We start from the raw sequence: 11,566 nt of genomic DNA, 5'->3' as shown, positions 1-11,566 counted from the left end.
TTAAATAAGTTATGACTTGGTTAACAGCGTTTAAAGATAAAAATATTGTTGTGTTAGGTGCCGGAATGACAGGTTTGTCATGCCTACGCTTTTTGCACGCACAAGGTTTGTCATTTGCTGTGAATGATTCACGACTTATGCCGTTTGAAAATTCAAGTGAGCAAGCTCAATTTGAGCAAGACTATCCAAAAGTTAGTTTTATTTTTGGTCAATGGCAGCACAGTTTAATTTCTACTGCGGATATTATTATTGCCAGTCCAGGGATAGATTTAGTTAGTGAGGGCATTGCTGCACTTATTTCAGAGCACTGCCAAGTCATCGGTGATATTGAGTTATTTTGCCTAGTCAATAATAGTCGTATTAACCCTATGAGTATATTGGCAGTAACCGGCTCTAACGGTAAATCTACGGTCGTATCACTACTTGCTTATCTCGCTAAAGTTATCGGCGCTAATACTGCATTAGCAGGTAACATTGGTGAGCCAATTCTAGACCTATTACAGCTAGAAAATGCCGAAGATACTCAACGGGCTAATCAGCCTGACACTGTCATTTTGGAGCTTTCGAGTTTTCAATTAGAAACATTAACGAGTATGCAAGCTATTGCGGCTACGGTACTTAATCTTAGTGATGACCACCTAGATAGGCATAAGACCTTAGCTAATTATCAGGCGATTAAACAAGGTATTTATCCACAAGCAAAAATCGCTGTGGTTAATAGAGAAGATCAAGCAACGAACACTTTAGTTGCAGAACAAGAAACAATAACTTTTGGCTTAAAGAAACCAAAGCAAGGTGATTTTGGTCTGAGTGTTATTGATAACAAGCAGATGCTGATGTTTGGTGAGCAAGCACTTATTTCAATAGATGAATTACCACTTGCTGGTATGCACAATGCGCTTAATTATATGGCAGCTTTAGCCCTTGGTTACAGTGCGGGTTGGTCCTTATCAGCCATGACAGAAAATCTTGCCGGTTTTATCGGTTTAGCTCATCGCTGTCAACGCGTGGTGAGTGATGATTGCATTCAATGGATTAATGACTCTAAAGCGACCAATGTAGGGGCAACACTCGCCGCTATTACTGGTTTAGCTCCGACACTTACCGGTGATAATAAGTTAATCCTGATCGCTGGCGGGGATGGTAAAGGGGCTGACTTTTCACCACTCAAAGCAATATTCAACCGTGAAGTAAGTCAGCTCATTACCTTAGGTCAAGACGGTGCTGAAGTTGCCAACTTAATGAGTGGTGCCATTGAGGTTAACACCCTTAGTGAGGCCGTAGCTCAAGCTAAAAAAATAGCAAAACCAGGTGATATGGTCTTATTATCACCCGCTTGCGCAAGTATTGATATGTTCAAAAACTATCAGGTACGGGGTGAGCAATTTATTGTTGCCGTTCAAGCTAAGGAGGACTCATGTCATTAGAAAAAACCATGACTTTAGCAAGAACAATGTCTTTAGAAACAACACAGGCAATAACAAAGACGTTATCACAAGTGACAGTACCGCCATTACCTGAGTGGATTAACCGCTTTATGGCCCGCTCAAATCAATATGGCACAAACGCTTTTGATCGAAGCTTTATTGTATTGGGACTGACTATGTATATGGTTGGGCTAGTGATGGTCGCATCTTCCTCTATACCAGTAGCTGAACGATTATTTAATAATCCATTTCACTTTGTTATTCGCCACGGTATCTATATAGGCTTAAGCCTTGCTATAGCAGGTGTCGCTTTACAAATCCCTATGTCTTGGTGGCATAAAAACAGTAGTTATTTATTAGGTTTTGCCATCGTCTTACTTGTTACCGTATTGCTTATTGGCCGTTCGGTAAATGGTTCGACTCGTTGGATTGTGCTCGGCCCAATTACCCTACAAGCAGCAGAGCCAGCCAAATTGTTTTTCTTTTGCTACTTATCTGCCTATTTAGTACGTCGTCGTGAACAAGTCATGGAAAACTTAAAAGGTTTTATAAAACCGTTAATTGTATTTGGCGTTATGGCTGCACTGTTATTATTACAGCCTGATTTAGGCACAGTTATTGTGATGTTTGTTACCACGTTCGGTTTATTATTTTTAGCTGGCGCTAAGTTATGGCAATTTATTGCTATGGCCTTAGTTGGAGCAACATCTTTAGGAATGCTCGCTTATTTTGAACCTTATCGTTGGCGACGAGTGACCAGTTTTTTAGACCCCTGGCAAGATCCGTTTGGTAGTGGTTATCAGTTAACGCAGTCATTAATGGCCTATGGTCGAGGTGAAGTGCTAGGGCAAGGTTTAGGCAACAGTATACAAAAATTAGAATACTTGCCAGAAGCACATACTGACTTTGTTATGGCAGTTTTGGCAGAGGAATTTGGTTTTGTCGGTATAAGTGTGGTGTTACTACTGAGTATGACCTTGGTCTACAAAGCACTTATTTTAGGGCGTTATGCACTGGCTAAAGAAAAATATTTTGAAGGGTTCCTAGCTTACGCTATTGGTATTTGGATGTGTTTTCAGGCAGCGGTAAATATTGGTGCCAGCGCAGGCATTGTGCCTACCAAAGGATTAACAATGCCACTGATTAGTTATGGTGGCAGTTCGATGATCATAATGACATTAGCGTTAGTTATCTTAATACGCATTGATCATGAAATTAGATTACAGAGCATTCAGGCGACTAGTTCAAAAAGAAGTAAAAGTATTACCCAACGTGGTGATAAATAATGGCCGGTAATGATAACCAAGGGAATAAAGGTAAATCACCAACCTTGCTTATTATGGCGGGTGGTACCGGCGGACATATATTTCCTGGCATTGCGGTTGCCGATGAACTTAAAGCGCAAGGTTGGCATATCCATTGGTTAGGAACCGCTGATCGTATGGAAGCTCGCATTGTGCCTGAACATGGTTATGATATTTCTTTTATTAGTATAAGTGGTCTACGTGGCAAAAAATTAATGGCCATGTTTGTTATGCCTTTTAAATTGCTACGGTCGGTGATTCAAGCTAGAGGTGTTATCAAAAGAGTGAAACCTGATGTCGTTTTGGGCATGGGGGGTTATGCCAGTGCTCCGGGTGGTTTAGCTGCATGGTTAAGTAAAATACCGCTAATTGTGCATGAGCAAAATGCAGCAGCAGGATTAAGTAATCGATTATTAGCACGCATTGCTAACAAAATATGCTGCGCTTTTCCTAATGCCTTTGCGAGTGGAATTGATGCAGAAGTAGTGGGTAACCCTTTACGTGCATCAATTGGTCAACAAGCGTTGTTGTCCAAGTCCGTTAGGCATAAGCATAAAAAAAGCAAAAATATATTAGTGGTTGGTGGCAGCCTTGGCGCACAAGTTTTAAACGAAATAATGCCCAGCAGTTTTGCCAGTTTAGTGAGTTGTGATGAGCATTTTTCTATTTGGCATCAAACGGGTGAAGGCAAAAAAGAGCAGGTGAACGAGTTGTATGCTCAGTATAAAGTAGCGAGTGATAAACTAAACATTACCGAATTTATTACCAATATGGCCGAAGCATATCATTGGGCTGATATTGTCATTTGCCGAGCAGGAGCTTTAACTGTTTCAGAATTAGCGATGGCAGCAAAACCAGCGATTTTTGTGCCACTACCGCATGCGGTAGATGATCATCAAACCAAAAATGCACTTTATCTGGTTAAGCGTGATGCGGCAAAATTATTGCCACAGAAAAAATTGAATAAAGAAACTATTACAGCGTTAATTACCGAACTATTTGACCAGCCTGAAACCTTAGCAAATATGGCTAAAGCTTCTTTTGGTGCAGCAAATAGTGATGCAAGTATGAACGTAGCAAAATTGTGTCAACAGCTTTTAAATACTAACGGCGCAGAACTTAGCGCTAACAAATAAGAAGTAATGAAGAGAAAATATGATTAAGCAAACTAACTCACATAATAATACTAGCTCATACGCAACTAAGGCACCTGAAATGCGTCGAGTAAAGCGTATCCACTTTGTTGGCATAGGTGGTGCTGGTATGGGCGGAATTGCAGAAGTATTGCTTAATGAAGGTTATCAAATTTCAGGTTCAGATATTGGTGAAAACCAAGTCGTTAAACGCTTAACGGCGTTAGGTGCTTCTATTGTCATCGGACACAAAGCAGAAAACATAGCACAGGCGAGTGTCATTGTAGTATCCACCGCAATTAGTAGTGATAATCCAGAGCTTATTGCGGCTAAAGAATTACGTATACCCGTGGTTAGACGAGCCGAAATGTTGGCGGAGTTAATGCGTTTTCGCCACGGTATTGCTATTGCGGGTACACACGGAAAAACAACAACAACGAGCTTAATTGCTAGCATTTTTGCCCAAGGAGAATTAGATCCTACCTTTGTTATCGGTGGTTTGCTTAATAGCGCTGGCACTAATGCGAGATTAGGCAGCAGTCGTTACTTGGTCGCGGAAGCTGATGAAAGTGACGCTTCATTTTTACACTTGCAACCTATGGTCTCAGTTATCACCAATATTGATGAAGATCATATGGAAACCTATCAAGGCGATTTTGAAAAGCTTAAAGATACCTACATCGAATTTTTACATAACTTGCCCTTTTATGGATTAGCGGTGGTATGTATCGATAATCCGGTAGTACGTGAATTATTACCACGCATTAGTAGACAAGTGATCACCTATGGTTTCTCCGAAGATGCCGATGTAAGGGCGGTAAATTATCAACAAGAGGGTGGCGTTAGTCATTTCACTGTAGAAATCGCAGGGCAAGAACCTATTGATATGAGTGTAAATCTACCAGGCCAGCACAATGTGCTAAATGCTTTAGCTGGTGTAGCCGTTGCTAAAGACGAAGGGGTAAGTGATGACGCAATTTGTCAGGCATTAACTGATTTTCAAGGTATTGGAAGACGTTTTGAGCAGCTAGCTACATTAACAACCGATGCCGGTAATATGGTATTGGTTGACGATTATGGTCATCATCCCAGTGAAGTCAAAGCGACAATCTTAGCCATGCGTCAAGGTTGGCCGGACAAACGATTAGTGATGGTTTTCCAACCGCATCGTTATTCTAGAACACGCGATTTATATGAGGACTTTGTTGAAGTACTTTCAGAAGTTGACTGTCTATTCTTACTTGATGTTTATGCGGCGGGTGAAACACCTATCTCGTCAGCAGATAGTAAAAGTTTAGCGCGTTCAATTCGTCAACGTGGCCAAATAGAACCTGTTTACGTCAGTGATGTAGATAAGTTACCACAATTATTAGCGACTCAATTGCAGGATAACGACATGGTTATTACGCAAGGAGCTGGCAGTATCGGTACAGTAGCTCGAAATTTAGCCGTTCATAGTTTGTTGCAAATGAACTCTTTAGTTCAATCTGCAGTTAAAGGTGACCAGTAATGATTAATACAATCGATGATGCACTCGCATTGCTAAAGCAAGAAAAGATTGCTGTGCTTTATGGTGGTAATTCAGCAGAGCGTGAAGTCTCACTCAATTCAGGGCAGGCGATTGCTAAGGGTTTAGAAGAGGCCGGATTTGATGTTGTTTTAATTGATACTAAAACCGCGCCATTGACGGATTTAGTAATTAAGAAAGTAAACCGTGTATTTATTGCCCTTCATGGTAGAGGTGGTGAAGATGGCTGCTTGCAAGGTGCGCTCGAATACTTAAATATTCCTTATACTGGTTCTAATGTTTTAGGCTCTGCGCTTTCAATGGATAAGGTGCGTAGCAAACAAATATTTAAAGCATGTGATTTACCAACAGCTCCTTTTATTGTCGTGAATAAAGCGGATTTTGAAAACTTGTCGCTAGCAAGTATTCTTGCTGAATTAGGCGGTAGGATAATGGTAAAACCAGCCAATGAAGGTTCAAGTATTGGTATGGCGCAGGCGCAGACAGTTGAAGAACTTCATAATGCACTCATTGAAGCCTTTGGTTTTGACACGCAAGTATTACTTGAAGCGTGGATTGATGGCCCTGAATATACTGTCGCCATTTTAGGTGGTAAGGCTTTACCCGCTATTCACATGGAGACACCACGTGAATTTTATGACTATGAGGCAAAATATCAGTCCACCACTACACAATATCATTGTCCATGTGGATTAAGTGAGCATGATGAAAATGAAATAAAAGCTTTATCAGTTAAAGCATTCAATGCAACAGGCGCTCAGGGCTGGGGGCGAGTTGATATTATGCGTAATAGGAAGGGCGAATGGCAGATATTAGAAGTTAATACGGTACCAGGCATGACGGAAACATCACTAGTGCCAAAAGCCGCGAAAGTATACGGATTAAATTTCAGTGAGTTAGTGACTAAAATATTATTACTAAGTGTCAAAGGCTAAGACAGATATTATGGCAACTAAGCAACAAAAAATATCTCAAAAAGCAATTCAGCAAGGCCAAGCTAGTGCCTTGTCGTTTGGCTTGGGATTAGTCTTTTTTGTTGTGGTGTTGTTCAGCTTAATAACGATTAGTTGGTGGCTTACTCAGCATTTTATTGGCCAGGAAAGTGCGCCAGTAACTTCAATCGTCATTTCAGGGGAGATGCCCTATAGTGAGCGAAAAGATATCATCAATGCCATAGAAGGGGTTGATATGGGCAACTTTTTTCAGGTCGATGTGAATGAAGTACAAAACTATGTACTCGCCTTACCTTGGGTTTACTCGGTAGCCGTTAGAAAACAGTGGCCAAATGAGCTAAAGATATATGTGGTTGATCAAAGTCCGGTTGCATTATGGAATGGCAACTTTTTGATCAATCAACTTGGACAGGTTTTTCAGGCGGATCTTGAACGTATAAATCATTATCTACCTAACTTCTTTGGCCCTGAGGGAACTGAGATGGTGGCGCTTGAAAATTATAGAAATTTCAATGCATTGCTTGATTTTGAAACGCTAGAAATTGATGAACTAGTATTGAGTGAACGCTTCTCTTGGCAGTTAACGCTCAATGATGGCGTGACCCTTAATTTAGGTCGAGAAGAGCGAGTTGAGCGTATTCAACGCTTTATGGACGTTTATCCAATAATTAAAGCACAGCTAAAAGCAAAAATAATTGCGGAAAAACAGAAAAATCAGGCGGTTGATTACATAGATTTGCGGTATGATACTGGATTGGCTGTTGGTTGGAAAACAGTAGATAGTATTACCCAACATAAGACACAAAATAAATTACAAAAAAATAACAATAATAATCACCTAAAACTAGCACAATTAGTTAAGAGTTTAAGTTAAATGTCTAAAGCAGCAGAAAGAAAATTAGTGGTCGGTCTTGATATAGGCACCTCCAAAATATCTGTCGCAGTAGGGGAGATCACACCTGACAATCAATTAAGTATTATTGGTGTCGGTAATCAACCTGCTCGCGGTATGGATAAGGGCGGTGTCAATGACTTGAATTTAGTTATTCAAGCAATACAACGCGCCATTAATGAAGCTGAATTAATGGCTGACTGTCAAATAAGCTCTATTTATTTAGGCATATCTGGTAAACATATTAGTTGCCAAAATGAAAATGGCATGGTGCCAATTAATGACAAAGAAGTCATTCAAGAAGACATTGATAATGTAATTCATACTGCACGCTCAGTACCTATTTCAGCTGAACGTCGTATGTTGCACGTACTTCCTCAAGAGTACAGTATTGATTGTCAAGACGGTATTAAAAGCCCAATTGGTATGTCAGGTGTACGTATGGAAGCAAAAGTACATATCGTTACTTGTGCTAATGATATGGCTAAGAATTTAGTTAAGTGTGTTGAACGCTGTGATTTAACTGCTGACCAGTTGATTTTTTCAGCGCTAGCGTCAAGTTATGCTGTGTTGACCGATGATGAAAAAGAGTTAGGTGTGTGTGTAGTTGATATGGGCGCAGGCACTATGGATATCTCAGTTTTTACTGGCGGTACTTTACGACATACTGCGGTAATACCTGTTGCGGGTAACCAAGTGACTAGTGATATTTCGAAAATATTTCGAACACCATTAAGTCATGCCGAAGATATTAAGGTGCAATACGCCTGTGCTTTAAAAGAATTAGTTAGCATGGAAGATAGCATAGATGTACCCAGTGTTGGTGGTCGTCCTGCTCGTTCAATGTCACGCCATACTTTATGTGAAGTGGTTGAACCAAGATATCAAGAATTGTTCGAGCTAATTCAAGACGAAATTAGAGAGTCAGGTTTAGAAGATCAAATCGCTGCCGGTTATGTGTTAACAGGCGGTACGGCGAAAATGGAAGGTGTACTTGAATTTGCAGAAGAAATTTTTCAAATGCCAGTTCGTATTGCCAACCCATTAGCAGTACAAGGGTTAAAAGAATATGTAAACGACCCTAGTTACGCAACGGTTGTTGGCCTTTTGCATTACGGAATGCAGGCGACAAGTGAAGTCGAGAGTATTAAAAGTAAACGTGAAAGTGTTGGCGATATTTGGTCAAGAATACATGCTTGGTTTAAAGGCGAATTTTAAAGAAATTATGTTGAGAGCTGTATAATGGAAATAACAGCTATATCGAGTTGTCGTTAAGAAAGTAACATTTAACAACAGTTTATTAAAAATTTTAAGTTATTGTAAGTAAAACGGAGAGAGATAATGTTTGAATTAATGGAAGACCATAGCGCAGAAGCAACAATTAAAGTTATTGGTGTTGGTGGCGGTGGTGGTAATGCTGTTGAGCACATGGTTTTACAAACGATTGAAGGTGTAGAGTTTATTACGGCCAACACTGATTCTCAAGCGCTACGTAATTCTTCTGCCAATGTCACTCTACAGCTTGGCGCCGATGTAACAAAAGGCTTAGGTGCGGGTGCTAATCCTGAAATTGGCCGTTGTGCAGCTGAAGAAGACAGAGAAACAATTAAGCAAGCTTTGCAAGGTGCCGATATGGTCTTTATCGCTGCTGGTATGGGCGGTGGTACAGGTACTGGTGCAGCACCAGTGGTTGCTGCAATTGCAAAAGAAATGGGGATTTTAACGGTTGCAGTCGTAACTAAACCCTTCCCATTTGAAGGTAAAAAGCGAATGAACTATGCCGACCAAGGCATTGAGTTTTTATCTAAAAGCGTTGATTCACTTATAACTATTCCGAATGAAAAATTACTGAAAGTACTTGGCCCTGGCACAAGTTTATTAGATGCCTTTAAAGCGGCAAATAATGTGCTACTTGGCGCAGTGCAAGGTATTGCGGAGCTAATTACTCGTCCAGGTTTAATAAACGTCGATTTTGCGGATGTGAAAACGGTAATGTCTGAGATGGGTACTGCCATGATGGGATCTGGAACTGCATCTGGTGATGATAGAGCGCAAGAAGCAGCTGATGCAGCTATTTCGAGTCCTTTACTTGAAGATGTCGATTTAGCAGGTGCCCGCGGTATTTTAGTGAACATTACTGCAGGCATGGATATTAGCATCGATGAGTTTGAAACCGTTGGTAATGCCGTTAAAGCGTTTGCTTCTGAAAATGCTACTGTTGTTGTGGGTGCTGTCATTGATATGGACATGACTGATGAACTTCGCGTTACGGTTGTTGCTACGGGTATTGGCGCTGAAAGTAAACCTGATATTACCTTAGTTAATCCTATGCCAATGGCAGAACCAAAAGTAGTGGGTGGTGATTATACACCAGCAGCTCCGCAGGTTAAAATAGCTACTGATGCTATAGCCATGACGGATAGTAATGCACAAAAAGTAGCGGCAACAGACTTAGATACTTATCTAGATATACCGGCATTTTTACGTAAGCAAGCTGACTAACTATGACTCAAAAGGTATCAATTAACTCGCGTTGTTATTGGTATTTTTGATTTTAGCGCTTTTTTTTGATATATTATGCGCCGATTAAAGTGGCAAAGCGGCTTTAATCATTAAATTTAGCGACTTAATGCCTAAATTTAATGGTGTTGGTGATTTGTTCATCTTAACGATGGGATAAATTGCGGTGAGTGAAGTGTTGTAAATAGCTTAAGTCGCTAATTAGAACCTTCACCTAAGTAATTGCATTTATTAACTAATATAAAGCAAAGTAAGCAAGGCTGATATGATTAAGCAACGTACATTAAAAACAAGTGTGTCAACAGTTGGTGTTGGTTTACATAAAGGTGAAAAAGTGCAGGTTACTCTCCGTCCTGCACCAGCAAACACCGGTATTGTTTTCCGTCGTATTGATCTTAACCCTGTGGTTGATATCAAAGCGACACCAGAAGCTGTGGGCGAAACAACGTTATGTACCTGTTTAGTTAACGAACAGCAAGTTAAAGTATCAACTGTTGAGCACTTACTCTCTGCTCTTGCTGGCTTAGGCATTGATAATTTAATTGTCGATGTTGATTCGGCTGAAATCCCAATTATGGATGGCAGTGCTTTACCTTTCGTTTACTTGATACAATCGGTTGGCATTGAGACATTAAATGTGCCTAAACGTTTTCTACGTATTAAAAAGCCAATTCGTGTTGAAGAGGGTGACAAATGGGCAGAGTTATTGCCTTATGAAGGTTTTAGAGTCAATTTTTCAATTGAATTTGAACATCCTGTAATAGAAAAAACTTGCCAGACCATGAGCATGGACTTTTCTAGTTGCTCTTATATTAAAGAAATTAGTCGTGCTCGAACGTTCGGTTTTATGAAAGATATCGAATTTTTGCGCTCTCATAATTTAGCATTAGGTGGCAGTTTAGAAAATGCCATAGTACTTGATAATTATCGTATGCTGAATAAAAATGAATTACGTTATGATGATGAGTTCGTAAAGCATAAGATACTTGATGCTATTGGCGATCTTTATATGTGCAGTGCGAGTATTTTAGGTGAATTAAATGCCTTTAAATCTGGACATGGCTTAAATAACTTATTACTTAGAGAAGTTTTTAAACAGACTGACTCATGGGAATGGGTAACATATGAAGGTGATAAAGCCTCACCTATAGAATATCAGGAGATAAATGCGACAGCATTTTAACCTATTATCAATCTGCTTTAAAATGCGAACATTCAGCACTCCTAAATAATAGTGACGACAATGTTCGCAGAGTTTAATTGTCGACTCTAGCTACCTTCTTCCTGCAACTCTCGCTAACTTTTCAAGTTTTTCCTTCAAGCCTTTTGGTGCATTTTTAGCTATTTCAAGAAACTGTTTTGCTGTTTTTTCATTTACCACGGCATTATTTTTCGGTGCCACAGCTTGAGCAAGTTGTAAAAGATCAGCACGCGTTTTTTCGGTAACTTGATGTCGCTGCTGGCGGAAACCCTGCGGATTAACTTTAATTTCAATTTTGCTAAAAGTACCGTCAGTACTCTTCATTAATGCATTGCAAATGGTATTACGTTCAAACTGTAATCTTTGTCCCCAGACCGGTGATTTCACCTCTATAATTAGGGTGTCATGTCGGCAATTTGCAATATGCCAAGCATCAACTGGTAAATCAGGGCAAATTTGCCGTACAATGTCCGCCAAAATAGTCAAAGAGTTGGTTTTTGTTTGAATATGTGCCAAAGTGCCTGTCGTAGTTTGCAATAGGGCTGACATATTAATAGGGACTTTTGATTTTCTAGCCATTGTTGTCACCAAAAATTAGCAAAATTCAG

General features: G+C 40.0%; 10 protein-coding genes. 9 read left to right on the top strand and 1 reads right to left on the bottom strand.

What is annotated here, in order from left to right:
- Positions 1 to 11: 11 nt before the first annotated feature.
- The 9 genes from murD (at position 12) to lpxC (ending at position 10,940) form a co-directional block, all read left to right on the top strand.
- Positions 12 to 1,427 carry a UDP-N-acetylmuramoyl-L-alanine--D-glutamate ligase gene (gene murD / locus CXF71_RS20475; protein ID WP_101234765.1) on the top strand — a complete coding sequence of 472 codons (1,416 nt, stop codon included), beginning with the start codon at positions 12 to 14 and terminating at the stop codon, positions 1,425 to 1,427.
- A complete protein-coding gene (ftsW, locus tag CXF71_RS20470) occupies positions 1,418 to 2,713 on the top strand; it encodes a cell division protein FtsW (protein ID WP_101234764.1) in 1,296 nt (431 codons plus the stop codon). The genes murD and ftsW overlap by 10 nt, the downstream gene beginning before the upstream one ends.
- Entirely contained in the window at positions 2,713 to 3,867 is a 1,155-nt protein-coding gene (gene murG / locus CXF71_RS20465) for an undecaprenyldiphospho-muramoylpentapeptide beta-N-acetylglucosaminyltransferase (RefSeq protein WP_101234763.1), read from the top strand. The genes ftsW and murG overlap by 1 nt, the downstream gene beginning before the upstream one ends.
- Positions 3,868 to 3,886: 19 nt before the next feature.
- Complete coding sequence (gene murC / locus CXF71_RS20460) at positions 3,887 to 5,374, top strand: UDP-N-acetylmuramate--L-alanine ligase (RefSeq protein WP_101234762.1); 1,488 nt, start codon at positions 3,887 to 3,889, stop codon at positions 5,372 to 5,374.
- On the top strand, positions 5,374 to 6,327 hold the full coding sequence (locus tag CXF71_RS20455; protein ID WP_101234761.1) for a D-alanine--D-alanine ligase: 954 nt from the start codon (positions 5,374 to 5,376) through the stop codon (positions 6,325 to 6,327). The genes murC and CXF71_RS20455 overlap by 1 nt, the downstream gene beginning before the upstream one ends.
- 10 nt (positions 6,328 to 6,337) lie before the next feature.
- Positions 6,338 to 7,219: a cell division protein FtsQ/DivIB gene (locus CXF71_RS20450; RefSeq protein WP_101234760.1), complete on the top strand. Its 882-nt coding sequence runs from the start codon at positions 6,338 to 6,340 to the stop codon at positions 7,217 to 7,219.
- Positions 7,220 to 8,455 carry a cell division protein FtsA gene (ftsA, locus tag CXF71_RS20445; protein ID WP_101234759.1) on the top strand — a complete coding sequence of 412 codons (1,236 nt, stop codon included), beginning with the start codon at positions 7,220 to 7,222 and terminating at the stop codon, positions 8,453 to 8,455. It abuts the gene before it with no gap.
- A 123-nt stretch (positions 8,456 to 8,578) separates the two neighbouring features.
- Positions 8,579 to 9,739, top strand: a complete 1,161-nt coding sequence (gene ftsZ, locus CXF71_RS20440; protein WP_101234758.1) for a cell division protein FtsZ — start codon at positions 8,579 to 8,581, stop codon at positions 9,737 to 9,739.
- Between the two features lie 283 nt (positions 9,740 to 10,022).
- Complete coding sequence (lpxC, locus tag CXF71_RS20435) at positions 10,023 to 10,940, top strand: UDP-3-O-acyl-N-acetylglucosamine deacetylase (protein ID WP_101234757.1); 918 nt, start codon at positions 10,023 to 10,025, stop codon at positions 10,938 to 10,940.
- A 90-nt stretch (positions 10,941 to 11,030) separates the two neighbouring features.
- Here the strand turns inward: lpxC and CXF71_RS20430 are convergent, their stop codons facing one another.
- The gene (locus CXF71_RS20430) at positions 11,031 to 11,537 is read right to left on the bottom strand and encodes a DUF721 domain-containing protein (RefSeq protein WP_101234756.1); all 507 of its coding nucleotides are present in this window, start codon (positions 11,535 to 11,537) and stop codon (positions 11,031 to 11,033) included.
- Positions 11,538 to 11,566: the final 29 nt, after the last annotated feature.

Source organism: Colwellia sp. 12G3, from assembly GCF_002836775.1.
GTDB lineage: Bacteria > Pseudomonadota > Gammaproteobacteria > Enterobacterales > Alteromonadaceae > Colwellia.
This window is presented reverse-complemented; position numbering and strand designations above follow the sequence as displayed.

Excerpts from the sequence above, each read along its gene's own strand:
- murD (WP_101234765.1), top strand. The coding sequence starts at position 12 with ATGACTTGGTTAACAGCGTTTAAAGATAAAAATATTGTTGTGTTAGGT.
- ftsW (WP_101234764.1), top strand. The coding sequence starts at position 1,418 with ATGTCATTAGAAAAAACCATGACTTTAGCAAGAACAATGTCTTTAGAA.
- murG (WP_101234763.1), top strand. The coding sequence starts at position 2,713 with ATGGCCGGTAATGATAACCAAGGGAATAAAGGTAAATCACCAACCTTG.
- murC (WP_101234762.1), top strand. The coding sequence starts at position 3,887 with ATGATTAAGCAAACTAACTCACATAATAATACTAGCTCATACGCAACT.
- CXF71_RS20455 (WP_101234761.1), top strand. The coding sequence starts at position 5,374 with ATGATTAATACAATCGATGATGCACTCGCATTGCTAAAGCAAGAAAAG.
- CXF71_RS20450 (WP_101234760.1), top strand. The coding sequence starts at position 6,338 with ATGGCAACTAAGCAACAAAAAATATCTCAAAAAGCAATTCAGCAAGGC.
- ftsA (WP_101234759.1), top strand. The coding sequence starts at position 7,220 with ATGTCTAAAGCAGCAGAAAGAAAATTAGTGGTCGGTCTTGATATAGGC.
- ftsZ (WP_101234758.1), top strand. The coding sequence starts at position 8,579 with ATGTTTGAATTAATGGAAGACCATAGCGCAGAAGCAACAATTAAAGTT.
- lpxC (WP_101234757.1), top strand. The coding sequence starts at position 10,023 with ATGATTAAGCAACGTACATTAAAAACAAGTGTGTCAACAGTTGGTGTT.
- CXF71_RS20430 (WP_101234756.1), bottom strand. The coding sequence starts at position 11,537 with ATGGCTAGAAAATCAAAAGTCCCTATTAATATGTCAGCCCTATTGCAA.